17 protein-coding genes and 1 pseudogene are annotated in these 24,576 nt (G+C 73.2%); 8 read left to right on the forward strand and 10 right to left on the reverse strand.

Annotation, left to right across the window (positions count from 1 at the left end; translation table 11 throughout):
- Positions 1-2: 2 nt before the first annotated feature.
- The gene (locus tag GA0070621_RS13050; protein ID WP_091195131.1) at positions 3-971 is read right to left on the reverse strand and encodes a glutamate ABC transporter substrate-binding protein; all 969 of its coding nucleotides are present in this window, start codon (positions 969-971) and stop codon (positions 3-5) included.
- Positions 968-2,272, reverse strand: coding sequence for a hypothetical protein (locus GA0070621_RS13055; RefSeq protein ID WP_091195134.1), 1,305 nt, complete (start codon positions 2,270-2,272; stop codon positions 968-970). The genes GA0070621_RS13050 and GA0070621_RS13055 overlap by 4 nt, the downstream gene beginning before the upstream one ends.
- Before the next feature lie 330 nt (positions 2,273-2,602).
- Here GA0070621_RS13055 and GA0070621_RS13060 point away from each other — a divergent pair, with 330 nt between their 5' ends.
- Entirely contained in the window at positions 2,603-4,264 is a 1,662-nt protein-coding gene (locus GA0070621_RS13060) for a Na+/H+ antiporter (RefSeq protein WP_091202352.1), read from the forward strand.
- A 250-nt stretch (positions 4,265-4,514) separates the two neighbouring features.
- Here GA0070621_RS13060 and GA0070621_RS13065 read toward each other — a convergent pair whose 3' ends face one another.
- Positions 4,515-5,267, reverse strand: coding sequence for a YcnI family protein (locus tag GA0070621_RS13065; protein ID WP_091202353.1), 753 nt, complete (start codon positions 5,265-5,267; stop codon positions 4,515-4,517).
- Between the two features lie 528 nt (positions 5,268-5,795).
- Positions 5,796-6,470 carry an HNH endonuclease family protein gene (locus tag GA0070621_RS13070; protein ID WP_091195136.1) on the reverse strand — a complete coding sequence of 225 codons (675 nt, stop codon included), beginning with the start codon at positions 6,468-6,470 and terminating at the stop codon, positions 5,796-5,798.
- A gap of 58 nt (positions 6,471-6,528) precedes the next feature.
- Here GA0070621_RS13070 and GA0070621_RS13075 point away from each other — a divergent pair.
- Positions 6,529-7,935: pseudogene (locus tag GA0070621_RS13075) on the forward strand (potassium channel family protein); the annotation flags it as partial.
- Between the two features lie 329 nt (positions 7,936-8,264).
- On the opposite strand, the gene GA0070621_RS30440 reads toward GA0070621_RS13075, so the two are convergent.
- From GA0070621_RS30440 to GA0070621_RS13095, 4 genes are all read right to left on the reverse strand, one after another.
- Positions 8,265-9,656, reverse strand: a complete 1,392-nt coding sequence (locus GA0070621_RS30440; protein WP_231921013.1) for a glycosyltransferase 87 family protein — start codon at positions 9,654-9,656, stop codon at positions 8,265-8,267.
- Positions 9,653-11,062 carry a polyprenol phosphomannose-dependent alpha 1,6 mannosyltransferase MptB gene (gene mptB / locus GA0070621_RS13085; protein ID WP_091195143.1) on the reverse strand — a complete coding sequence of 470 codons (1,410 nt, stop codon included), beginning with the start codon at positions 11,060-11,062 and terminating at the stop codon, positions 9,653-9,655. The genes GA0070621_RS30440 and mptB overlap by 4 nt, the downstream gene beginning before the upstream one ends.
- A gap of 127 nt (positions 11,063-11,189) precedes the next feature.
- Entirely contained in the window at positions 11,190-11,855 is a 666-nt protein-coding gene (locus tag GA0070621_RS13090) for a methyltransferase domain-containing protein (protein ID WP_091195147.1), read from the reverse strand.
- Between the two features lie 104 nt (positions 11,856-11,959).
- On the reverse strand, positions 11,960-12,871 hold the full coding sequence (locus GA0070621_RS13095) for a GNAT family N-acetyltransferase (protein WP_091195150.1): 912 nt from the start codon (positions 12,869-12,871) through the stop codon (positions 11,960-11,962).
- Between the two features lie 249 nt (positions 12,872-13,120).
- Between GA0070621_RS13095 and GA0070621_RS13100 the strand changes: the two genes are divergently transcribed.
- The 5 genes from GA0070621_RS13100 (at position 13,121) to GA0070621_RS13120 (ending at position 19,982) form a co-directional block, all read left to right on the forward strand.
- A complete protein-coding gene (locus GA0070621_RS13100) occupies positions 13,121-16,363 on the forward strand; it encodes a S8 family peptidase (protein ID WP_091195152.1) in 3,243 nt (1,080 codons plus the stop codon).
- A 210-nt stretch (positions 16,364-16,573) separates the two neighbouring features.
- Complete coding sequence (locus tag GA0070621_RS13105) at positions 16,574-17,086, forward strand: hypothetical protein (RefSeq protein ID WP_091195155.1); 513 nt, start codon at positions 16,574-16,576, stop codon at positions 17,084-17,086.
- Positions 17,087-17,138: 52 nt separating this feature from the next.
- Positions 17,139-18,341, forward strand: a complete 1,203-nt coding sequence (locus tag GA0070621_RS13110; RefSeq protein WP_091195158.1) for a sensor histidine kinase — start codon at positions 17,139-17,141, stop codon at positions 18,339-18,341.
- The gene (locus tag GA0070621_RS13115; protein WP_269455582.1) at positions 18,338-19,012 is read left to right on the forward strand and encodes a response regulator; all 675 of its coding nucleotides are present in this window, start codon (positions 18,338-18,340) and stop codon (positions 19,010-19,012) included. The genes GA0070621_RS13110 and GA0070621_RS13115 overlap by 4 nt, the downstream gene beginning before the upstream one ends.
- A 133-nt stretch (positions 19,013-19,145) precedes the next feature.
- Positions 19,146-19,982, forward strand: coding sequence for a CPBP family intramembrane glutamic endopeptidase (locus tag GA0070621_RS13120; protein WP_091195161.1), 837 nt, complete (start codon positions 19,146-19,148; stop codon positions 19,980-19,982).
- Positions 19,983-20,083: 101 nt separating this feature from the next.
- Here GA0070621_RS13120 and GA0070621_RS13125 read toward each other — a convergent pair whose 3' ends face one another.
- Positions 20,084-22,213 (reverse strand): cellulase family glycosylhydrolase, encoded by a 2,130-nt coding sequence (locus tag GA0070621_RS13125; protein ID WP_091195164.1) that lies wholly within the window; start codon positions 22,211-22,213, stop codon positions 20,084-20,086.
- A 233-nt stretch (positions 22,214-22,446) separates the two neighbouring features.
- Here GA0070621_RS13125 and GA0070621_RS13130 point away from each other — a divergent pair, with 233 nt between their 5' ends.
- Positions 22,447-23,013, forward strand: coding sequence for a hypothetical protein (locus GA0070621_RS13130; protein ID WP_091195167.1), 567 nt, complete (start codon positions 22,447-22,449; stop codon positions 23,011-23,013).
- A gap of 63 nt (positions 23,014-23,076) precedes the next feature.
- On the opposite strand, the gene GA0070621_RS13135 is transcribed toward GA0070621_RS13130, so the two are convergent.
- A complete protein-coding gene (locus GA0070621_RS13135) occupies positions 23,077-24,453 on the reverse strand; it encodes an FAD-dependent oxidoreductase (protein ID WP_157739962.1) in 1,377 nt (458 codons plus the stop codon).
- Positions 24,454-24,576 lie beyond the last annotated feature (123 nt).

Here is a 24,576-nt window from a genome sequence, read left to right on the forward strand (position 1 = left end):
GGTCAGTCCTGGTAGCGGGCTGCCGGTGGCGGCGGGGTGCTGCCCAGCGCGGTGAGCCACCGGTCGTAGAGCCGGGTCCAGGCGCCGTCGGCGCGCAGCCGCTCCAGCACCGCGTTGACGAACCGCACCAGGTCGGGTGACTCCTTCTTCATCGCCATGCCGTACGGCTCCTCGGTGAACCGGTCGGGCAGGACGGTCGTGCCCGGATCCTGTGCCGCGAAGCCGGCCAGGATCGCGTCGTCGGTGGAGACCGCGTCGACCTGGTTCTGCTGCAGCATCACCAGGCAGTCCAGCGCGTCGGCCGCCGACACCGGTAGCGCCTGCGGCGCCCTGGTCGCGATGTTCCGGATCGACGTGCTGCCGGTGGCCGCGCAGACCTTCCTGCCGGCGAGGCCCGCGAGGTTCTTGATCGGCGATCCCTTGGCCACCAGGATCGCCTGGCCGGCGCTAAAGTATTCGGTGGAGAACGACACTCGCTGCCACCGGTCGCAGGTCATCGTCATGCTGCGGATGACGAGGTCGACGGCGCCCGACTGGACCGCCTGCTCCCGTTCGGCGGTGGTCACCGCCCGGAACAGCACCTTGCCGGGGTCCCCGAAGATCGCCCGGGCGATCTCGTGCGCCAGGTCGATCTCGAAACCCACCAGCTCACCGGTGCCCGGGTCGCGGTATCCGAAACGGTAGTTGTTCTGGTCGACGCCGACGACGAGCCGCCCCCGCTCGGCGATCCGGGCCATCGTCGAGCCGGCCGGCATCCGCCCCGGCGCGGGCGGCGCGGCGGACGGCCGGAGGCTGGCGCGCGGATCACACGAGGCGGGCGTCGTCGCGGTCGCGGTCGGAATGCTCGCCGGGTCCTGCGCGCCGACCGGTCGGGGCGCCGACACGTCGACCCGCGCGTCGGGCAGGGGCCGGCTCGCCGCGCAGCCGGTCAGGCAGAGGACGGTCAGCAACGCGAGGGCACGTCGGGTCATCGGTACTCCGCCAATCGCCGCTGGATCCCGAGCGCCGCACCGACGATCAGCAGCGTCGCCAGCACGGCGACGGCGGTGTCCGCCCCGGCGAGCGCCCCGGCGGCCCGGTGGACGTCCCGGTCGAAGCGTTCCCCGTTGTGTTCGATGGCGTCGGCCAGGTGGGCGTCGAGCTGGTTGAAGATGCTGGCCGTCGACTCCGGGCCGGTGCCGACGGCCGCGGCGACCGCCCGGGCGTACTCTCCGCCGTCGTCGAGCGCGCGCAGCTCCTGGTGGGCCGCGAGCCACCGCCGCACCTCGCCCGTCGCCGCGTCGACCGAGTTCCTGGTGGCCGGGTCCGCGTTCGAGACCGCCGGCAGCCCGCTCCGCCCGGTCACGTCCGCCATGGCCCGTACGTAGTCCTCTTCGAACCGCGCGCCGTTGCCGCGGGCGATCAGCGTGTGCGCCTCGTCGGCACGCGCCTGCAACGCCGCGACCCGCACCCCGGCGAGCCGCGCGACCGGTTCCGAGCCCTGCTCCCGGCTGGCGTCGAGCCGCCCGGCGGCCAGCACCGCCGACACCCCGAGCCACAGCACGAGGCCGACCGTGGCGGCGGTGGCGGCCACCAACCCGATGTTGAGCACCCGGTTGGTGGTCCGGGCCAGGTAACGCTGGACCGCCACGAGCGCCGCGATCGTCAGCAGCCCGAGCAGCACCGCGAACCACGGAAACGCGGCAGCCCGGTCGCGTGCGTCGTCGAGCTCCCGAGCGGTCGCCTCGGAGAGCCGCTGGACCGCGGGCAGCAGCCGCTCGCGCATCAGACCCGACGCCTCGCGCAGGTACGCACCACCGATCGGCACGCCCTGCCGGTTGTACACCCGGGCCGTCTCGACGAGTCCCGTGTAGACCGGCAACTCGGTGGTGATCTGCGCGACCGCCGCGTCCCCCCGGTCGCCGCCCGCGCGCCCGGCGGACACCAGGGCCAGCGCCGCCGCCGCGTCGTCGATGTCGGACTGGTAGCGCTCGCGCAGGGCCACCGGCTCGACGCCGCCGGTGAGGAAGGCGCTCGCCGCGGTGGCGTCGGCGTCGGACAGCGCACGGTAGAGCCGCTGCACGGCAACCGTCAGGTCACCACTGCGGGCGACGGCGCCGTTGACGAGGTCGATCCGCTGGCGTACGCCGAGCGCGCCGGCCACGCCGGTCGCGAGCCCGAGGACGACGAGTACGGCGGTGGCGAGCGCCAGCCGACCAGGGGTGCGACGGAGGCGCCGCCGGACGCCGGGAAGCCGTGTCGCGACGGTTGCCGGGCCACGAACGAGAGTCACGCCTACCACCCCCGGGGCTCAAGATAGTGGACGACATCAAGCCCGAAGATCAGCTTGTCGTTCGGCTGGGTCGGAGCTTGTGGCCCCGAACCGCCCGACCGGTCGGACATCGACGGACTCGATCCTCGACGTGCGGGCACGTGGCGACGTCGACGCCAGCGGGTACGCTCCGGACTGCTGAATGTTGCGCGGCCAGCGCAGATGCGCCGCCGATGCCGTCACCGACCCGCTCCGACCGGCCGATCCTGGCCCGGTCCGGGGTGGTCGACCGCGCCGTCAGCTCGGACCGTCCGTCGGACAGGAGGAAGTAGCCGGGTGAGCCACCAGACGATGTTGTTGTTCGTCCTCGCCGCCGTCGCGGTCATCGTCGTCGTACGGTGGGTGGCTTCGCACACCGGCCTGCCGGCCGCCGCGCTGCTGCCGCTCATCGGCATCGCGTACGCGCTGCTCCCGGGGCCCAACATCAGCCTTGATCCGGGTCTCGTGCTGACGATCGTGCTGCCGCCGCTGCTCTACAGCGCGGCGTTGGACTCGTCGCTGCTGGGCATCCGCCGCAACCTCCGCATCGTGGTCAGCCTGTCCGTGGTGCTGGTGCTGCTCACCGCCGTACTGGTGGGAATCGGCTTCCACTGGTTCGTCGCCGGGGCGACGCTGGCCGCGGGGATCGCGATCGGCGCGGCGGTCGCGCCGCCCGACCCGGTGGCCGCGCTCGCCGTGGGCCGACGGGTCAACCTGCCGCCGAAGCTGGTCACGATCATCCAGGGCGAGGGGCTGCTGAACGACGCGACCGCGCTGACGATCCTCAAGGTCGCCGTCGCCGCCGCCGTGGGCGGCGGATTCTCGTTCCCGTCCGCGGTCGGCCAGTTCGTGCTGGCGGCGGCCGGCGGCGTCGCGGTGGGCGCCGTCGTCGCCTGGGCGGTACGCCTGGCCCGCCCGCTCACCGCGGATCCGCTGCTGTCCAACGCCATCTCGCTCGCGACGCCGTTCGTGGCCTACCTGCTGGGCGAGGAGCTGCACGTCTCCGGCGTGCTCGCCGTGGTGATCGCCGGGCTCATCGTCGGCCACCACACGCCCCGGCTCACCTCCGGCGCCAGCCGGCTGCAGACCAGCGCGGTGTGGCGGCTGGTCGACTTCCTCCTCGAGGGCTTCGTCTTCCTGCTGATCGGCCAGCAGCTGCCCACGGTGGTGCGGGGTCTGCACCAGTACGACGTCTCCACCGTCGTCGCCGCGGTCGCCGTGTCGGTCGGCGTGGTGCTGCTGCTGCGCCCCGCGTGGCTGGTGCTGACCCAGGTGCTCCCCCGGTCGCTGCACACCCGGCTGGGCGGCACCTCCGACGACGAGCCCGACGAGACCAGCAGCACGCGGGAGGCCGCGCGGGCCGAACGCAACGCCCGTCGGCTGACCCGTCGCGAGGTCGTGGCGCTGAGCTGGTCCGGAACCCGCGGCGTCATCAGCCTGGCCGCGATCTTCACTCTGCCGCTGACCACCGACAGCGGCGCGCCCTTCCCCGACCGCAACCTGCTGCTGTTCTGCACGTTCGTGGTCGTGCTCGTGACCCTCGTCGGACAGGGCCTGACGTTCGCGCCGCTCGTCCGGGCGATGGGCCTGCGCGCCAACGACAACGACCAGGCCCGGGTACGCAACGAGGCCCGCTCGGCGGCCGTCGAGGCGGCCCTGGCCCGCCTCGACGAGGTCGCCGCCGACGAGCCGGACCTGGCCGAGGCCGTCGGCACCACACGCAAGCAGCTGAACACCCGGCTGGCCCGCTACCGGGGCCGCCTCGACCTGCTGCAGAGCGCCGAGTCGGCCGAGGTGCCCACCTCGCCGCAGTACGAGGCGGCGCTGCGCATCCGGCGGGCCGCGATCGAGGCCCAACGGGAGGAACTGCTGCGCTGGCGCGACGCCGGCCGGCTGCCCGACGAAGGGCTCCGCATCCTGGAACGTGAACTCGATCACGAGGAGCTGTTGCTGCCGAAACGCGCGTCCCGCTGACGGGCCGCCGTCCGCACGCGGTCCCGGCGCGGCTGCCGGTGGCCACGGCGGCCGACCATCGGTCTTTGGTCGGCGACAGGGGCGGGAACTGCCACGAGGGCTGGGGGGAGTTGTCCCGCCCCTGTCGCCTTAGGATGCCGTCGCCTGGCACCCGTCCAGATCGCGCGGCCGGGACCGCGCATCGTCTCACTGCCGCACCGCCGGGAACCCGACCGCCGTCGACGCACGGCCGGGTGTCCCGGACGAGGGATCAGCCCGCCGCGGTGTCGGCTCCGGGTCGGCGCCGCCACGCCAGCAGACCGAAGGCCAGTCCGGCGAGGCCGGCGACCAGTCCGGCGACGCCGAAGCCGAGGGCCCATCCGGTACGGCCGTCCTCGCCGTCGCCGGTGTCGGCGGCACTGACCGTGGCGACGTCGTTCGCGCCGGTCGGCGTGGCGGCGACCCCCTGCGCGGGAGCCTTCGCGAGCTTGAGCACCGGGGCCGGGTGGTCGACCTCGGAGCCGTCGGTGCTGGGCTCTTCGATCCAGCGGACGACCTCGCCGTTGGAGTAGGTCTGCAACGCCTTGAAGATCATCGTGTCGGCCTCGGGCAGCGGGCCGGCGGAGATCTCGAACTCCTGGAACTGACCCGGCTTGATCGCGTTCGCCTCACCGTCGGCGGTCCACGTGATCTTGGAAGGCGCCTCGGTCACCTGGCTGCCGTGCATCTCGATCGGCGTGGCGAGCTTGGTCTTCTCGACCTGTACCGTCCAGCCCGCCATCGGCCGGACCGACACCGAGGCCACCGGCGCGTCAGCCGGCAGGGCGACCTCCAGCCTGGTCGTGCCGGCATTGTCCCGCTCGTTCGGGACCCGGAAGGCGAGCTTGGCGTAGCCGCCCTGGATCGCCTCACGCGGGTTGACCGTCACGTGCGCAGCCGCCACACCGACTCCGACGGTCGCAGCGGCCAGCGCTCCGACCACGCTCGCGGCCAGCAGCCCGGCCACCGATCGTGCACGTATCAACAGAAGCTCCTCGATCAACAGTTGCGCGCCAGCCGGCTCGGCGACCCGCACGAGATGGCTCCACAGCCACCCGCCCTTGTTGGTCGGCTCCGGAGCCGTTCGAGTTCCCGGCGAACTGAGCACGCCGCGCCGTCCTCGTCCACGGAAACGCGAGGTGGACGTGCCGCCGGGGATCGCCCCGATGATGTCGAAACATCGGCGGTTCCGGTGCGCCCAGTCGGCCAGTCGTGATCCGCTTCAGCCATGCCAGATGTTGCTGACGTCCCGATCGTGGGCGGGCCGGCCGACGGACGCACCGCCACCGTCGAACTCGACGAGCACGGGAACCCGCCCGCGGAGCTGCCCCCGGCGAGATCGACGTCGAGGGCAACGGCCTCTACGTGTGCCAACCCGTCACCGGGTCCGGGCCGCCCTGGAGCTACCAGTGGCAGGCGCGGACCTCGTGACCGCTCCGACGCGCCGACACCCTGGCCGCGAGGGTCAGGGTGTCGGCGTCGGTGCGACCGGCTTGGCCGATCCGCCCGGACGTCAGGAGCTGCAGGTGTTCAGCATGGTCTGCAGGGCGGACTTCTCGGCGGACTGCAGGCTCAGCCCCCAGCCGTACTTCACGGTGATCCACATCTTGCTGTAGGTGCAGCGGTACGACGACAGCGGCGGCTGCCAGGTCGACGGGTCCTGGTCGCCCTTGGACCGGTTGACGCCGGCGGTGACGGCGGTCAACTGCGGGCGGGTGAGGTCGTTGGCGAAGCTCTGCCGCTGGCTGGTGGACCAGGTGTTGGCGCCGGACCGCCACGCCTCGGCGAGGGGCACGACGTGGTCGATGTCCAGGTTCGAGGCGGCGGTCCAGGTCACGCCGTCGTACGGGCTGTACCAGCGGCCCGACACGGCGGCGCAGCTGCTGTCGGTGACGACGGACGTACCGTCGCGCTTGAGGACGGTCTCCCGGGTGTTGCAGGTGCCGCTGATGGTGATCCAGTGCGGAAACAGGTCGCGGGAGTAGCCGGTCATCGAGCCTTCGGCCTTGACCGTGAGGGCGTTGAGCTGCGCCTGCGCGGTCGCCTTGGACGGGATTCCCGGCGGGGCGGCCGCGGCCGGCTGCGCGTTCACCGCGGCCAGGCCGACGCCGGCCAGGACGACCGCCGCTGTCGCGGCCAGCCGTCGCCGCCAGGCCGCGGATCGGTTGGAGAGTCGATTTGCTCGCATGTGGTCCTCCGAGGGTGTCGGGCTGAGAAGCGACCCTCTCGAAAGATCATGTCCATCGATGGTCTTGTTCCTGAAGAGGTCGGGGCCGTTCCGCGAAATCCGGTTCCGGGACACGGCGGCCCGCTGCCACGAGCGGGGGATCGGACGGCGACGAGCGCGGGCGACCGCTGGCTACCATGCGGGTGTGCCCGATGACACCAGGCAGGGGTCCGGCCCGGAGCCGGCGGGGCAACGGTTCGTGGTCTGCGGAAACGGCGCCCTGGCCCGCCGACTGGTCACCGAGCTGACGGACCGCTACGGCGCCGCCGTGACGGTGGTCCTGCCGTCGTTGACCGACAGCCACGCGCCGGACATCGCCGAGTTCGGCCCGCAGACCGGAGCGACGCGCCCCCGTCCCCGCCTCGTCGTGGCCCCCCGCCTGACCGCTGAGGTGCTGGCGCGGGCCAGGGTCCGCGATGCCGCCGCCGTGGCGCTGGTCGGCGACGACGACGTGACCAACGTGGACAGCGCGATGATCGTGCGGGAACTGGCCCCGGACGTACGGCTGGTCGTTCGGCTCTTCAACCCGGTGCTCGGCGAGGGCGTGGCCACCATGCTCGGGGACTGCGCCGTCCTGTCCGGCTCGGAGATCGCCGCGCCGGCGTTCGTCGCCGCCGCGCTCGGCGAGGACGCCCCGACCTACCTGCGGCTGCGCGACGACGAACTGGTGCGCACCGCCGGCCGCGCCACCCTCGACCCGACCGCCGACATCGTCTGCGGCCTGGCCGACACGACCGGCTCGGAGGCGGTCACCCTTCCTGCGGACGAGCCCGCCGCCGACCTGGTCCTGGTCCGGATGTACGGTCGACGCCGCCGGGAACCGCCACGCCGACGCCGGCGCCTGCTGCGGACCGCCGGGCTGGTCTTCGGCCGCAACCTGCGGCTGGCGCTGGCCGCGATGGTCGCGCTGTTCGTCGTCGGCAGCGCACTGCTCGCGTACGCCCGCGGCCTGAACCCGGCCGAGGCCGGCTATCTGACGCTGCTCACCGCGATGGGCGGAGCCGACGCCGACCCGGCCGCTCCGCTGGTCGAGAAGGCCACCGTGGTCGTGCTGGCGATCGCCGGTGCAGCCCTGCTACCCACGATCACCGCCCTGCTGGTCGATTCGCTGGTGCACGCCCGGTTGGCGGTGGCCGCCGGCGGGCTCACCGACCCGGTCGAGAACCACGTGGTCGTGGTGGGCCTGGGCAACATCGGCACCCGGGTGATCGAGGAGTTGCACTCGCTCGGCATCGAGGTGGTCGCGGTCGACCGGGCGGAGTCGGCCCGGGGCGTGGCGGTCGCCCGCGGGCTGGGCCTGCCCGTGATCGTCGGGGACGCGACCCGGCCCGAGACGCTGCGGGCCGCCTCGGTGCGAACCTGCCGGGCGTTGGTGGTGCTGACCTCCGACGACGTCACGAACCTGGAGACCGCACTGACCGGGCGCTCGGCGCACCGGGCGCACCCCACCGCGCCGGGCGCGGCGGTCGAGCCCCTGCGGGTGGTCCTCCGGCTGTTCGACGACGGCTTCGCCGAGCGGGTGCAGCGCACCTTCGGCATCCACCAGTCGCGCAGCGTGTCCTACCTCGCCGCCCCCGCGTTCGCCGCCGCGATGATGGGCCGCCAGGTCATCGACACCATCTCGGTCGGCCGCCGGGTGCTGCTGGTGGCCGACCTCCCGGTGGGCGCCGGATCCGACATCGAGGGCCGCTACTGCGGCGACCTGTCCCGGCCCGGCTCGGTACGGGTCATCGCGATGCGGACCGGGCGGGCCGATCAGACGATCTGGTCCCTGCCGGAGCGCCGGCCGCTGGTCCGCACCGACCGGCTGATCGTGGTGGCCACCCGCGCCGGGCTCGCCGCGCTGCTGCCGCGTACGGTGCCCAGCGCCGATCCGCCCCCGCTGGCCGAGGCGCCGCCGATGCGGCTGCTGGGTGTCCCGCCGGTACGTTCGTCCGGGCATCCGGCGGAGCCGGAACCGGCGTGACCCGCGCCGTCCGGCGCGCCGGGGTGGCCGCCGGCCGCTGCGACCGGCAGGCGGACGAGCAGGCCGACGGCGATCAGCACGTAGGCGTTCCCGCCGACCAGGGCGACCGGCCCGCCACCGCCGTTGGCCCACAGCCAGACCACGCCACCGACCAGCACGAGGTACCCGGCCACGCCGATGCCGAGCCGGCGGCGGAGGCGGCGGGCGGCCGGTGGCCACGGCAGGGTCGAGTCGGCGAGCACCACCAGCGCCGGAACCACCCAGACCAGGTGGTGTACCCAGGTGACCGGGCTGATCAGGCAGCCCACGACGCCGGTCAGCGCGAACCCGGCCCGGTCGTCGCCGAGTCGGCCGGCCTGCCGGGCCCGGACCACCCACACCACCAGCACCGCGGCGACCAGGACGAGCCAGAGCAGGCGGTTCGGGTGGGCCGGGTGCAACCGGGCGACCAGCCCCATCAGTGACTGGTTGGAGACGTACGCCAGCTTGCCGACCCGGTCGGTGTCGAGCAGGGCCGCGAGGAAGTACTGCCGGGAGGCGCCTGGGACCAGCAGCGCGGTGCCCGCGGTCGCCACGGCGGTCGTACCGGCGGCCACCACGGCCGCCCGCCAACGCCTGGTGACCAGCAGATAGCCGATGAAGACGGCCGGGGTGAGCTTGATCGCCGCAGCCAGTCCGATGCCGACGCCGGCCAGCCGGTGCCCGCGCTCCAGCAGCCACAGGTCGACGTAGACCAGGGCGAGCAGCAGCAGGTTGACCTGCCCGAAGCTGACCGTGTCCCGCACCGGGTTGAGGGCGGCGAACAGGCAGGCGGCCAGCGCGAAGGTGAACCAGCGGCTCCAGCCGGCCCGCCGGGCCAGCGGATCCACCAGCAGGCGCAGCACGAACGCGGACGCCGCCACGGTCAGCGCGAGGCTGATCACGATCGTCGGGTACCAGGCCAGGAGGGTCATCGGCAGCATGCAGACCGCGGCGAACGGCGGATAGGTGAACCCGTATCCGTTGGTGGTGGTCCAGTCGTAGAGCCCGCCGCCGCGTACCCAGTGGTTCACCGCGCCGTGGTAGACGCCCACGTCGAACCATCCGCGATGCCCGGGAACCACCGCGATGCCCACGCCGATCAGCACCGCGAGCGCGGTGACGACCAGAGCGCGACGCTGGTTCTGGGTAAGTTCGGTCATCGTCGGTCCACTTCCAGGGGGCGGCGGGGAATCAGCAGCAGGCGCAGGTAGCCGGCGGTGATCAGTCCGAACAGGACACCGAGGGCCGCGAGCGCGAACTGCCGCGGCTGCGGGCCGAACCCACTCGGCAGGGTGACGAAGGCCAGGACCGCCGCCCCGATCGCGGCCAGCAGGCGTACGGTGCGCCCGGGCGCGCCGGCGGCGATGGGCACCAGCCCCCACAGCCCGTACCAGGGTCGGGTGGCCGGACCCAGCAGGGCCGCCGCGGCGAGCACCAGACCCAGGGCGTACGCGAGGCCGAGCGCGCGGCGCCGCCACCATGCGTACGCGGCGGTGGCGACCGCGCCGAGCAGGCCGGCCCAGAGCCAGAACCGCATCGGGCCGTCCCCGGGGTCCAGCCCGTTGGTCTGCATGATGTGCACGGTCGCCCGACCCAGGGCGCTGGAGATCGACCAACTGTGCCTGTACAGCGGCGTGCCCAGCGCGGTCAGCCAGCCGTACCCGGTGCCGGCGGCCCAGGTGACGACGATCGTGGTGGCGGTCGCGGCGGCCGTGGTACGCCAGACGGCGGGCCAGCGGCCGTGGTGGCGCGCGGCGAGCAGCGCCACCACCACCAGGCCGACCGCGGCCGGCGCCTTCACCAGCGCGGCGAGCGTCACTAGCACGGCGGCCGGCAGGTACGACCGCTCGAAGGCCAGGCACAGCCCGGCGACGAGCAGGCCGAGCATCAGTGCCTCGTTGTGCGCCCCGGCGATCAGGTGCAGCGGCACGAGCGGGTTGAGCACGCCCAGCCAGAGCGCGGCGGCGGGGTCGACGCCGCAGTGCCGGGCCAGGCGCGGGACGAACAGCACCAGCAGCGCGACTCCGAGCAGCGCCACCAGCCGAAGCCCGAGCAGGCCGAGCCCGACGCCGGTGCCGGCGACGGCGGACACCGCCGCGGACACGCCGAGGAAGACCGGCCCGTACGGTGCCGGCGTCTGCTGCCACATCTCCGGCACCTCGGCGGCCAGCCGCCCGCCGAGCCGGGCGACGCCGAACCGGTAGACGTCGAGGTCGGCCAGCACCATCGCGCCCTGGGCGAGGTAGCTGTAGGCGTCCCGGCTGAACAGCGGCGGGGTGAGCAGCAGCGGAGCCGCCCAGCAGGTGAGCGTGACGACGGCGCCGCGTCGGGACGCCGACGGGTCGCTCAGGTCGCGGCCGGCCCACCACCAGGCCGCCACCAGCAGCGTCAGGCCGACGAAGCCGGCGAGCAGGGCCGGCCCCGCGTAGCGGTGCGGGCCGGCCGGCCAGGGCGTACCGGTGTCGTCGACCGGCAACGCGCCGACAGCCGTTCCGGCGACGGCGAGCAGGGCCGCACCGCAGGCGCCGACGATCCGGTACGCCGGCACGGTGGGCGGGAGCAGCACGCAGGGAGCATGCCGGCCCTACCTGACCGGAAGGCGAGCGTTTGTTGATCGCCTCGCGGCTCCCAGGCGTACTGCAGCAAGACAGCCGGCCGGTCCGGCTCGATCGTGCCTTCCCCGGCGGCCGGATTCAGCGCTGCTCGCGGCGGCGGACCAGAACGACGTGGTCGACGAGGGTGCCGGTCTCGCCGTCCGGGCCGGTGCCCGTCCGGCGCACGGCCCCGAGCCGTTCGGTGTGCCAGCCGTCGGGGTCGAGGTCGAGCGCGGCCAGGATCTCCTCCGGGCTGGCGAATCGGGCGTGCGGGTGGCTCTCGCGGGCCCACGACGGCGGCTCTCCGTGCTCGACGACCAGGAGCCGGCCGCCGGGCGCGACCGCCCGCGCCGCCGCGCGCAGCACCGCCTCGCGGGGCAGTTCCAGCGGGGACTGGAGGAACTGCGCCGAGACCAGGTCGTACCGGCCCGCCGGGAAGGTCCGGGTCAGGTCGTGCCGGGCGACGGTGATCCGGGACGCCAGGTCGGCCCGGGCCGCCGCGGCGCTGAGCCGGCCCAGGGCGGTGGCCGAGACGTCGACGGCGGTGACCTGCCAGCCCCGCCCGGCCAGCCAGATCGCGTCGCCTCCTTCACCGCAGCCCAGGTCGAGCGCGGCGCCGGGCGGCAGCGGAGCCACCACCTGGGCCAGGACCGCGTTCGCCCGCCCGCTCCACACCTGGTCGCGCTCCTGGTACAGCTCGTCCCAGAATCGGGCGGTGGCCGCGTCCACCGCCGGTTCCACCGGGTACGCCCCGTGCTCGGTCATGCTTCCCCTCCTCGCCGGCGGACGGCTGCCGCCCGCCCCGGCGATGGTGCGTCGCTAGAACACGGACGGCAAGTTTCTTTGCCGGTTCGGCAAATGCTGAATGATCAGCGGACGATGACAAGGTTGGCCATGTCGACCACCGGCCGGTAGCCGAGGGCGGCGTAGATCTTGTTCGAGGTCGGGTTCGCCTGATCGGTGAACAGGCACACCCGCGCGCCCGCGGCCTGGATCAGGCGGGACACCTCGGCGACCGCGTTGCTGGCCCAGCCGCGTCCCCGCTGGGCCGGCGGCGTGTAGACCGGACCCACGCGCGCCACCCCGAACGACGGCGGCTTCACGCCGGTCAGATGCACCGGCTGCCCGGTCTCGTCGACCCAGAACCACAGGCTTCCGGCGCCCAACTGGCGCAGCAGCTCGGCGCGGTCGGGTACCTCGTGCGCGCTGGTGCCGCGCGGGCGGCCCGCCTGTTCGTCGGCGTCGCCCATGAACGCGCCGAACCACTCCGTGACCAGGTCCACGTCGTCCTCGGTCGCGAGTTCCAGGCGGCCGGGCACGGGCGCCGGGCACACCAGCTCGCCGAGCTCGTGCAGCCGCGTGTGCTGGCCGACCTCGACGCGGCCGCCACGGATCCGGGTCAGCTCGGTGGCACACAGTTCGACGGCCGGGAGCGCTCCGTTGACCGCGAGCACCTCCTCCCCTCGCCCGTGCAACGCGTGGGCCAGGGCCACCGCCGCCTCGTTCGGCATCGGCAGCAGGAATGGCGGGTAGGGGGCGAACGGCGCCGCCCGCATCCCGACGCCGACCACCGCCCCGGACGGGTCCCTGACCACCAACCACCAGTTGCGGTCGGGCTGCGCGATCCCATCGGCCCGCTGCGCCGACAGTCGGTGCGCGACGCTGGCCACGACCGTGCTGACCACCGGGGCGGCGGCCAGGTGGTCACCGGCCGCGGCAAGAAACTCGCCCGGATCGGTACGGAACTCCAGACGCGGCCCGGCCGTCGAGATTGTGCGCATCGGCGCAAGCTATCCGTTCCGACGTCCCACCCGCACGGGATTTCCGGGCTGTCCGGAAAGTGACTCGACGGTTGCCATCGCCTACCACCGCTGCGTCTTCCCTGGTCCCGGGGGTGCCACGGACACCCGCCGCATGCGCCGGCCCGTCGATCGCCCTCAGATCGCAGTCCGTTGCGCAACGTATCGACGGGTCAAGGCGTCTCTACAAGAGACAGTCAAAGCGGACTGTACGAGTGAACGGGGAGGCGTATGCGATCCAGCAGAAGCAGAAAGGCGTTACTGGCCGGGGGAATCGCCGTCGCGCTGCTGACGGTGGCGCCCGGCACCGCGGGCGCCCGGCAGGCGGCCGCACCGCAGGCGGTGAAGCCGGCGCCCACCACCGCCGAGGCCCAGACGGTAACGCTGATCACCGGTGACCGGGTGACCGTACTCGGCAACGGCCACCTCGACGTCACACCGCGCAAGGGCGTCACGTTCCACAGCTATCGCACCGAGGGTCACCAGTACGTCATCCCGTCCGACGCGGTGCCGCTGCTGCGGGCGGACCGGCTCGACCGGCGGCTGTTCGACCTCACCGAACTGCTCGCGACGCAGGCCACGCGTCCGTCGTCGCTGGGGCTGATCGTCTCCGGTGCCGCCACCGCGCCGGGCCTGACCGCGCAGCGGCGACTGCCCGCGGTGCGGGGCTTCGCCGCCGAGCCGGCCACCGAGTCGCTCGCCGCCCGGTGGCAGGCGACACGCACCGGCCTGAAGGCGGGCAAGATCTGGCTCGACGCCGTACGCCGGCCGGCGCTGGACCAGAGCGTCCCGCTGATCGGCGCGCCCGCGGCCTGGTCGGCCGGCTTCGACGGCGCCGGGGTCCGCGTCGCGGTGCTCGACACGGGCATCGACGTCACGCACCCCGACCTGGCGGGCAAGGTCTCGGCCCGGCAGAACTTCACCGAGGGCGAGGAGGACGACCGCGACCGTGTCGGCCACGGCACCCACGTCGCGTCCACCATCGCCGGCAGCGGCGCCGCCTCCGGCGGGAAGTACCGGGGCGCCGCGCCCGGCGCGTCCCTGCTCGACGGCAAGGTCTGCGTCCAGTACGGGTGCATGGAGTCCTGGATCGTGGCGGGCATGCAGTGGGCCGCCGAGTCCGGGGCGAACGTCGTCAACCTGAGCCTCGGCGGACCGAACACCCCCGAGGTCGACCCGCTCGAACAGGCCGTCAACGCGCTGACCGCGCAGCACGGCACGCTCTTCGTCATCGCGGCCGGCAACGACGGTGGGGACGAGACCGTCGGCTCCCCGGCGACCGCCGAGGCGGCGCTGGCCGTCGCGGCGTTCACCAAGTCCGACGAACTCGCCGACTTCTCCAGCCGGGGCCCCAGCGCCGACGGCTGGGCGGTCAAGCCCGAGATCGCCGCGCCCGGCGTCGACATCGTCGCGGCGCGCAGCAAGGACGGATTCCTCGGCGAACCGGGGCAGCTCTACATGCCGCTGGACGGCACGTCGATGGCGACCCCGCACGTCGCGGGCGCGGCGGCGCTACTGAGCCAGGCGCACCCGCAGTGGACCTCGGCGCAGCTCAAGGCGGCGCTCATGGCCTCGGCCAAGCCGTCGAGCGGCGTCGGCGTGTTCGCGCAGGGCGCCGGTCGGGTGGACGTGGCCCGAGCGATCACCCAGCAGGTCACGACCACGCCGACGTCGGTGACGTTCGGGTTGCAGGACTGGCCGCACGACAACGACGAGGTGCGCAGTGACGTCGTCACCTACCACAACGGCGGCAGCACGGCGGTGACCCTGCGGCTCGCGCTGACCACCGACGCGCCGGCCGGGATCTTCTCGCTCAGCGCCGACACGCTCACCGTGCCGGCCGGCGGGCAGGCGTCGGTGACGCTCACCGCCGACACCCGCGAGGGCGGCGACGTGACCGGTGGCCTCGGCGGTCAGCTCACCGCGACCGCGGCGGGCGTCTCCGTGCAGACGCCCTTCGGCGTGATCCGCGACGAGCTCAAGCACGCGGTGAAAATCACCGCGACCGAGCGCGACGGCGACCCGGCCGAGAACGCGTTCACGGTGATCATGCGCAAGGACCTGACCCGGGAGTACCTGGCCTTCGGCGCGAGCAGCGACCTGCGCCTGCCGCCGGGCGAGTACTTCGCCTTCAGCTGGATCGACGAGCAGGACGGAGGGAGCTACAGCACCTCGCAGCTGGTGTATCCGAAGCTGTCCGTGAGCGGGCCGAAGACGGTGTCGATGGACGCCCGTGGCGCGAAGGGCTTCGACGTCACGGTGCCCGACCCGAGCGCGGTGCCGCTGCTGGCGGCCTACGAGGCAAACTACACCGAGGGCGAGAACTTCGGCGTCGGCGTCGGCGTCCTGAGCATGGACTTCGGCTCGATCTTCACCAAGCTGGTCGGGCCCAAGCCGGCGAAGGGCCTGAGTGCCCAGCTGACCGGCGCCCTGACCGAGGTCGACGAGGAGGGCGATCCGCGCGCCACCCCGTACGTGTACAACGTCGGCTGGCACAGCAGGAACGATCTGCTCGGCGGGCTGGTCAAGCACCTGCGGCCGAAGGACTTCGGCACGGTGACGGCGTCACACGCGGCGACGGTGACCGGCAGCAACGGCGCGAAACTCGCCTTCCTCGCACCGGACGGTGCCGCCTCCGGCTGGGCGGTCAGCTGGCCCACCCCGCTCCCGTTCACCCGCACCGAGTTCTACGCGGGTGACGCACCGTGGCAGACCGAGTTCAGGGAGGAACTGCCCGCCGAGGGCGACGAGTGGCCGGAGACGCTGTCCGCACACGGCGCGCTGTCCAGTTACAAGCCTGGGAAGACGTACCAGGAGCAGTGGAACAAGGCGGTGTTCGGGCCGAGCATGACGTCGTTCTTCCCCGGTGAACTGCCGGGCGCACGCGAGGGCGACAGCATGTACGTCTCGCCGGGGCTGCTCGCCGACGGCCAGGGCCGGGCCGGCTTCGGGCAGATCACCTCGGGGCACGGGGCGCTCTACCGCGACGGCAAGCTGATCGCCGAGTCCACCGAAGGCCCGGAGGCGTACGCCGAGGACGTGGGCCCGCGTGCGGCGGCGTTCCGCTTCGACGGAAGCGTGGAGCGTAACGCTCGCCTGAGCACCAGGGTGTCGGTGAGCTGGACGTTCCGCTCGGCGCACACCGGCAAGTCCAAGGCGCTGCCGCTGACCGCGGTCAGCTTCGCGCCGCCGCTCGACGACCACAACGTCGGCAGGGCCGGCGGCGTGGGCGTCTACCCGGCGACGATCACCCAGACCGAGGGCTCGGGACCGGTGGTCAAGCTGACCGTGCAGGTGTCGTACGACGACGGGAAGACCTGGAAGAACGTGCCGGTGCTGAAGCACGCCGGGTCGTGGCAGGTACAGGTGCCGCACCCGGCGGCCGGCGGCTTCGTCTCGCTCAAGGCGTCGGGGTCGGACGCGAAGGGCAACACCTTCGACCAGACCGTCATCCGGGCGTACGAACTGCGCTGATCATCGTATGTTGGGGGCCCTGGCGGGCGTGTTGTCCGCCGGGGCCCCTTCCCGTCGCGTCACCGGGGCGGCCGGCGGGCGGAGCCCCGCTCTCCATCCTGGGGTGGAGAGCGGGGCCGGGGCGGATCCATCCGTACGCCGATGGCGGCGACGCCGCCCGCTGGGACGCTGGGTGCCGTTGACATCCCGACGCCCCGACGGAGTTCCTCGATGACCACCAGCCAGTACCTGCTCAACCTCGGCCTGCTCGGCTACGTGCTCTACAGCAACCTGGGCACCAGGACGCTGACCCGGCTGCGGGTGATCCTGCCGTTGGGCGTGGTCGCGATCGCCGCGGCGGTGTTCCTGCGTGACGTTCCGACGCTCGGCAACGACGTGCGGCTGGAGGTCGTCGGCGCGGTCGTCGGCGCGGCGCTCGGGGTGGCGGCCGGGCTGCTGATGCGGGTACGGCACGTCGGCGGGCGGACGGTCACCGTCGCCGGTGCCTCGTACGCCGCGCTGTGGGTGGTGGTGATCGGCGGGCGGATGCTGTTCGCGTACGGCGCCGACCACTGGTTCTCCCGCGACATCGCGCTGTTCTCCCGGGCCCATCTCATCACCGGCGCCGACGCGTGGACCGCGGCGTTCGTCCTGATGGCCCTCGCCATGGTCGTCACCCGGGTCCTGGTCACCGCGGCGCGGGCCCTTGGCGCACCGGCCCGGGCTGTCCCCGTACTGTCCTGACCAGTCCGAACGCGGACCGGACAGCGCCGCCACCACCCCGAGGAGACAAGACGTGAACCTGCGGTCCCTCCGGCGCGGCCGGCGCTCGGTGTCCGCTCGCCGGGTCGGCGACCACCGCCGGGCGCTCGTCCTGCTCGGTTGGGTCGCCGCCGCGGTCGTCGCGCTCAACACCGCCCTGGCCGGTCTCCCCGCCGACGCGGCGGCCCGCGTCGCCGTCCCGGTGCTGACGGCGGTGGCCCTCGCGCTGTGGCTCGCCGGTTTGGCCCGCACCGTCACCAACGTGTGGCTGCTCACCGGCTGCCTTGCGGCCGGGGGCCTCTGCGGGGCCGTCCTCGACCTGCTGCACCCGTCCGGGCCCGGATTCATCCTCGCCTACATGGCGATGGCCGCGATCGGGCTGCGGCTCCCCCGCCCGGTCGCCCTGCCCACCGGCGCGCTGGTCGTCGTCGCGGCCGCCTGGGCGGAGTCACGCACCTCGACGAACGCCGCCGGCGCCGCACTCAACCTGGGCATCGGCGCGGGCTTCCTGTTCGTGGCCTCGGCGTTCGCGGCGGTGAACCGCGACGCCCACGCCCAGGCCCAGGCGCTGCTGGCCGAGGAGGCCGCCGCCCGCGCCGCCCGCGAGCAGGCCGCGGTACTGGCCGAACGCGGGCGGCTCGCCCGCGAGCTGCACGACGTGCTCGCGCACACCCTGTCCGGACTGGCCGTGCAGTTGGAGGGCGCCCGCCTGCTGGCCGAGAAGACCGGTGCCGGGGCGCTGCTCGTCACCCAGATCCGCACCGCGCAGCGACTGGCCCGCGACGGCATGGTCAGCGCCAAGGGCGCCGTCGCGACGCTGCGCGGCGACGCGCTGCCCGGCATCGACCACCTGCCCGACCTGGTGACGCAGGCTCGGCTGGCGACGGGTACGGCGGCGCACCTCGTCGTGTCCGGCGAGCCGCGGGCGCTCCCACCGGAGTCCGGGCTCGCCGTCTACCGCACGGTGCAGGAGGCGCTGACCAACACCGCCAAGCACGCCGGCCCCGACGCGGGGGTCACCGTTACGCTCACCTGGGCGCCCGACGACGTGACCGTGGAGATCGTCGACACCGGCGGCGCCCCGGCCACCGACCTGCCGCCGGGCGGCTTCGGACTGACCGGCCTCGCCGAACGCGCCGAGCTGGCCGGGGGGCACCTCGACGCCGGCCCCACCGTCGACGGCTGGCGCGTCCACCTCGTCATGCCCACCCGCGCACCGCAGGAGAACCAACGGTGAACCCGGCACCCGCTCCCATCAGGGTCCTCATCGCCGACGACCAGAAGGTGGTCCGCGACGGGCTGGCGATGATGCTGGGCCTGCTCGACGGCATCGAGGTCGTCGGCACCGCCGTGGACGGCGCCGACGCCGTACGCCAGGCCGCCGCGGCGGACCCCGACGTCGTGCTCATGGACCTCAGCATGCCCAACGTCGACGGGGTCGAGGCGACCCGGCGGTTGGCCGCCACCGGCAGCCGCGCCCGGGTCGTCGTGCTGACCACGTACGCCGACGACGACTGGGTGTTCGCCGCCCTGCAGGCGGGCGCCCGGGGGTACCTCACCAAGGACGCCGGCGCGGACGACATCCGCGCGGCGATCGTGGCGGTCGCGTCGGGCGAGGCGCAGCTCGACCCCTCGGTGCAGCGGCGGCTGCTGGACGCGCTCGCCAAGACACCCGCCGGCGTGACGGGGACGCCGTCCGTGCCCGACGACGGGCTGACCGCCCGCGAGACCGAGGTGCTCACCGAGATCGCCCAGGGTCGGTCCAACGGCGAGATCGCGCAGCGGCTGTACGTCTCCGAGGCCACCGTGAAGACGCACGTCAATCACCTGCTCGCCAAGACCGGCTGCCGCGACCGGGCGGCACTGGTCGCCTACGCGTTCCGCACCGGCCGGGCGCGGGTGGACTGACCCGTCGCGGTCTCCACCCCTGGGTGGAGACCCGACGACCGGCAATCCATCCGCGACCCGATGATCGCGGCGGCGCCGTCGACGACAGTGGTCACCGACCCGCTCGGGCTCCCACGACCGGAAGGCGACCACCATGACGACCACGCTCACCCCTCGCGCCGACAGGTCGGCGACCAACCTGTCGGTGGTGGCCCGTACCGCCCGTACCGGGCAACTGGTCGCCGTCGGCGTCGCGATGACCACGCTGCCCTGGCTGGTCTGGGGATCGGCCATCGCCCAGGCGCACGGCCTCATCGACTGGCGGCTGCCACAGGGCATCGCGCTGTGGGTCCTCGCCCCGTCCATCGCCGCGGTCACCGCCCTGATCGGTGGCCGCCCGGCGCTGCGTGACCTCGGTCGCCGCCTCGTCGCCTGGCGGGTGCCGCCGGCCACCTACCTGCTCGCGTTGGCCGTGCCCGCCGGCATCGCGGCGGCCGCGGTGGCGCTCGCGGCGGCCGCCGGCCACCAACCCCGGCCGGGTGTGCTGATGAGCCTGCCGGCGGCGCTGGCCTACCTCGGCTACGGCATCGGTCTGTACCTGCTCACCGAGGAGGCCGGCTGGCGCGGGCTGCTGCTGCCCCGGCTCCAGGCCAGGATGCGTCCCGTGCCGGCGAACCTGCTTCTCGGGGTGACGTGGTCGGTGTGGCACTACCCGCTGCTGCACGTGCCCGGCGAGAGCGACAGCGGCCTGCCGTTCGTCGGTTTCCTGCTGCTGACCACCAGCACCACGATCCTCATCGGCGCTCTCGTCAACGCCGCCGCGGGCAGCGTCCTCGTGGCCGCGCTGTTTCACGCCGCCTTCAACGCCACCTACAGCTACAGCGGCGTCGTCGGCCCCGACCACACCCCGCTCTGGACGGCGGCCGCCGCCTCGGCGCTGCTCGCCGCCGTCGTGTGCGCGGCCACCCGCGGTCGCCTGTACCTACGCTGAGCCCGGCACGCCGCACATCAGGACGACGGCCGGCCCGGTGCCGGGAGGTCCCCCGACGGGCCGCCGCGCGGCGGGCACGCGGCCCGCCGCGCCGCGCCCGGTCAGGAGGTGCTGCCGGTGACGTTGCCACCCGACTTGGTCACGTAGTAGGTGACCGTCGTTCCGCTCCAGAAGTGGAACGTCAGGGTGACCCGCCGGCCGTCGTTGACCTCGGCGAAGAACTCCGGCTTCAACGTGATCGTGTTGCCGCTGTAGTTCGGCGCGAACGCCACGTCGAACTCCTTGAACGAGGTCCAGTTCTGCGGGCCGGCGTTGCTGCCGTCCGCGTATTTGGCCTCCATGGTGGCGAGTTGGTCACCGCGGAACTGGGTCGGCACGTTGAACGAGCCGGTCGTGCCGGTCGCGCCGGAGAGCACCGGCGGGTCGTACGAGATGATGCTGATCCGCCAGGGCACGCCGGAGGAGAAGCGGGCCTGGATGTTCGCGTTGACCCCGTACGCCCGGGAGCCGACCAGGCGGGTGACCGCCGCCGCGGTGAGCGTCAGGGTGCTGCCGGAGACCGTGTAGTCGGTGCCGTTGACCAGGTCGGTGCTGCCCTGGCGCAGCCCCTGGAAGGTCGTCCCGTTCAGGTTGAGCGTCAGGCTCTTGCTGGTGATCGAGCCGGTTCGCGGCACGTACACCTGGTCGCTCGACGCGGTGCCGGAACGCGTGGTCCAGCTCGACTTGATCTGGGCGAACAGCTCCGGGTCGCTCCACTGGAACGACGTACGGCCGAAGTGCTGCCCGTTGTCCCAGAGCTGCGTGGTGATCTTCCGGTTGCGCGCGTAGTAGCCGAGGTACTCGAAGAACTTCAGCTTCTCGCCCTGCTCGATGGTGCCGGTGTGCCGGTCGAAGCCGAGCAGGCCGTACTCGCCGATGATGACCGGGATGTTGCGCGCGACGAAGGCGTTGTAGACCCGGTCGAACTGGTCGATCAGGTCCTGCTGCACGGTGGCGTCGAAGCGGGTGCCGCCGGCGACGTTCACACTGAACGGCCAGTAGCCGTAGAAGTGGACGGTCGCGACGAGGTTCCGGTCGTTGAGCGTGTTGAAGGTGCTCACCAGCTCGTTCACCCGGGCCTGGTCGGCCGACGTGTGCAGGGTCGGGAGCACGAGGAGCCGGGTGGCGTTGCCGCCACCGGACTGGCGCACGATCCGGTGGAACGACGTGTTGAGGTCGTTCAGCAGCGTCGCGTTCTGGGCGTCGCCGGAGCTGCCGGTGAACTGCGGCTCGTTCACGCTCTCGAAGACCAGCCGCGACGAGGCGTCCCGGAAGGCGGCGGAGATCTGCGTCCACAGCGCGTTGTACCGGTTGAGCACTCCGGTGCGGTCGGTGGGCATCGTGTTGATCCACTGCCACGAGTCGTGATGGATGTTGATCACCACGTAGAAGCCGTCGGCGAGCGCCCAGTTGACCACCTCGCGTACCCGGTTGAGCCAAGCCGCGTCGATGGTGTGATTCGGCGCGCCGCCGTGGTGGTTGCTCCAGGTGACCGGGATTCGGATGCTGTTGAACCCCTGCGCCCGGATGTTGTCCAGCAGCGCCGCGGTCACCCGCGGGTTGCCCCACGCGGTCTCGTCCGCGCCGACCGCGTCGAACGAGTTGCCCAGGTTCCAGCCGGGCTGCATCGCGGCCACCGCGGCCATGGCGTCGCCGGCCGGCGGCGGCGTGGTCGGGGGCGGCGTGGTCGGGGGCGGCGTGGTCGGGGGCGGCGTGGTCGGGGGCGCGGTGGTCGGGGGCGGGGTGGTGCCGCCGACAGCGCCGGTGCAGGTGACGCCGTTGAGGGCGAAGGAGGTGGGCGGGGTGTTGGCCCCCGACCAGGAGCCGTTGAACCCGAAGGAGACGGTGGCGTTGGTGGCGATCGCGCCGTTGTAGTCGACGTTGGTCGCCGTGACCCGGGCGCCCGAGGAGGCGACGTTCGCGTTCCACGCCTGAGTGACCTGCTGGCCGGACGGGAAGGTCCAGACCAGGCTCCAGCCGTTGATCGGGTCACCGAGATTGGTGATGCTGACGTCGGCGCTGAAGCCGCCGGGCCACTGGCTGCTGGTCGCGTACGTCACCCGGCAGCCGGCCGCCGCCTGGGCGCTGGTCGCGGCCACCAGGCCGGCGCCGGCCACCAGCGTCGCGGTGGCCGCCGCGACCATGCCGAACCGCCATCGGATCCGCCGCGCTGTGCCTTGCAAGCCGGCCATGCTGCTCCTTCGTGGTGTCGCGGGCGTGCGGGCACCCGCGGTCAGCGGAAGGCGAGCGGCGCACTGCGCCACCCGCGTCCCGCGAGAGTAAGTTTGGTTTCCCAACTTTGTCAATCGGGCTTGGTCGATACCCGCAGGTGTTTCCGCAGCCTGATCTCGGCGGCACGCTCCGCTCCGGCCGGGCGCTCGCCGAGCCACGCGACACGGTCGGACCCTGCGGTTAGGATCCGCCGGTGACGCTCAATGCCGATGACCTGACCGGGTACGTCGAACGCGACCTCGACGCCGACCTGACGCGGTGGTTCCCCGGCCGGCCTCCGGTCACCGTCCCGGCGCGGACCCGGCCGGTGGCGCCGCTGCTCGACCGGCTGCCGCCGGCGGACGCGGCCGCGCTGGCGGCCTTCGACCGCCGGGTACGGTCGGGGCGTATGCCGCAGTTCCTGGACGTGTACGACTGGTCCTACGGCTTCGACTTCGCCGCGAACGACTGCGGGCTTCTCGACGCCGACTACCGGACGGAACTCACCGACGACGACGTCTACTCGATCGGCGCCGACGGCGGCGGCAACCTCTACGTGGTGCTCGCCGACGGACAGGTCGGCCTCTGGTTCCACGAGGAGGAGGTCGTCGAGGGCAACACCCGCTTCGACAACCTCGACGTGTTCCTCTGGTCGGTCGTGCGCTACCACGCGGTGCGGGCCGGAACGCTCGACCGGGCCGAGGTCGAGGCGGACTTCCGGTCGCTGGGCCAGGACGGCGCGCTCGAGCCGAACGTCGGGCTGCTCAGGTCCATGGCGTAGCCCGGGGGCGGCGGCATCCCGGCCGGCCCCGGCGGGCCGGTCACCCGCCCCGGGGTGACCGGTTCAGCGGGCGCGGCGGTTGGCCCGCAGGGCGCCGAGAACCACCCCGGGGGTGGCCAGCGACCGCGGGTGCGTACGCATCGAGACGACCTCGTTGAACCGCCGCGCGATCGTCACGTCCGTGGTGGTCGCCGCGATGATCTGCCGGCTGACCCAGTTGGAGAGGCGGTACCCGCGCGGGTAGGGCCCGTCGACGTGCGGCAGCGCCAGGTCGGCGGAGGTGGACATCGACCAGGCGGCGTCGACCACGACCTTCTGCAGGGCGAAGAACCGGCGCGCCGGCAGGCCCAGATCCGGGCCGGACCGCAGGTACGTCGACAGGCAGGCCGCGTGCAGGGCCGCCGCCGTCATCCCCTGCCCGTACACCGGGTTGAACGACGCGACCGCGTCACCGACGCTGACGAGCCCGGCCGGCAGCCGCCTCAGCGCGTGGAACTCCCGCCGTCGGCTGTCGGCGTGGCGGTAGGTCCGGACGTCACCGAGCAGCTCGTTCCCGGCGACCTCGCCGAACTCGGGTGGGAACTGCTCCCGCAACCGCCGGACGAAGTCCGCCGGGGTACGCCCCGGGCGGTGTTCCCCGTAGCCGGCCATCATGGCCATCCAGCGGCCGTCCTCGACGGCGAAGAACGCGGCACCGGCCACGTCCGACGACATCGCCGGACTGTGCAGCGCCAGGACGAGCGCCAGCTCCGGGTTCGTCTCACGGCGTCGGAACAGCGCCGTCGCGTAGTTCAGGTTCACCGTCATCCGCCGGGTGACCGGGCGCTCCCAGCCGGCCTGCTCCAGCCACTCGGATAGCCGGCTCGAACGCCCCATCGCGTCCACCACGAGATCACCGGACTCGACGCCCGGCACCCCGCCCACGTCGTAGCGGACCCCGCTGGTCACGGCGCCGTCGAACACGAGGCCCGTGGCGCGGGCGGTGACCGCCTTGACGTTGGGCAGGCGGAGCACGTGCTGGCGGATCAGGTCCTCCAGAAGAGGTCGGCTGGCCGTCAGGCTGTCGGCGTCGTCGGGTACGACAACCTTCAGGCGGCCGTCGAGATAGTTCCGCCGGGCCGCGGGCGGCGCCTCCACCGCCCCCTGCGCCAGCGCCTGTTCGCGAAATCCCGGGCACAGGCGTTCGAACTGAAGGAAACCGCCGGGCAGCAGCGCGTGCAGTTGCGTCCCCTGCGGCACGCCGGGCCGCCCGCCGCGCACGTCCAGGTCGTCCCGGTCGATGACGACGACGCTCTCCGCGTGGTCGGCCAACACCCGGGCGGCGAGCAGCCCGGCGACGCTGCCGCCGAGCACGACCGCCTTGCCCAGGACCGGGGACGCCTGATCGGGTGGCCGCACCGCGTTCAGCGCGGCGAACACCCGAGCCGGGGAGCGGAACATCGTGCCCTCCAAGGGTACGAGGTGCGGCGTGACGCCCGAGATCGTTGCACAGGCACCGGGCGGCAACACAGCGCAATGTGGAGTTTCCGTCAGCAATCGTCGTCGGCGGGTGGGCTGTTCGTG

Source organism: Micromonospora narathiwatensis (assembly GCF_900089605.1).
Lineage (GTDB): Bacteria > Actinomycetota > Actinomycetes > Mycobacteriales > Micromonosporaceae > Micromonospora > Micromonospora narathiwatensis.

Excerpts from the sequence above, each read along its gene's own strand:
- GA0070621_RS13105 (WP_091195155.1), top strand. The coding sequence starts at position 16,574 with ATGACCACCAGCCAGTACCTGCTCAACCTCGGCCTGCTCGGCTACGTG.
- GA0070621_RS13070 (WP_091195136.1), bottom strand. The coding sequence starts at position 6,470 with ATGCGAGCAAATCGACTCTCCAACCGATCCGCGGCCTGGCGGCGACGG.
- GA0070621_RS13090 (WP_091195147.1), bottom strand. The coding sequence starts at position 11,855 with ATGACCGAGCACGGGGCGTACCCGGTGGAACCGGCGGTGGACGCGGCC.
- GA0070621_RS13100 (WP_091195152.1), top strand. The coding sequence starts at position 13,121 with ATGCGATCCAGCAGAAGCAGAAAGGCGTTACTGGCCGGGGGAATCGCC.
- GA0070621_RS13060 (WP_091202352.1), top strand. The coding sequence starts at position 2,603 with ATGTTGTTGTTCGTCCTCGCCGCCGTCGCGGTCATCGTCGTCGTACGG.
- GA0070621_RS13050 (WP_091195131.1), bottom strand. The coding sequence starts at position 971 with ATGACCCGACGTGCCCTCGCGTTGCTGACCGTCCTCTGCCTGACCGGC.
- GA0070621_RS13135 (WP_157739962.1), bottom strand. The coding sequence starts at position 24,453 with ATGTTCCGCTCCCCGGCTCGGGTGTTCGCCGCGCTGAACGCGGTGCGG.
- GA0070621_RS13095 (WP_091195150.1), bottom strand. The coding sequence starts at position 12,871 with ATGCGCACAATCTCGACGGCCGGGCCGCGTCTGGAGTTCCGTACCGAT.
- GA0070621_RS30440 (WP_231921013.1), bottom strand. The coding sequence starts at position 9,656 with ATGACCGAACTTACCCAGAACCAGCGTCGCGCTCTGGTCGTCACCGCG.
- GA0070621_RS13125 (WP_091195164.1), bottom strand. The coding sequence starts at position 22,213 with ATGGCCGGCTTGCAAGGCACAGCGCGGCGGATCCGATGGCGGTTCGGC.
- GA0070621_RS13120 (WP_091195161.1), top strand. The coding sequence starts at position 19,146 with ATGACGACCACGCTCACCCCTCGCGCCGACAGGTCGGCGACCAACCTG.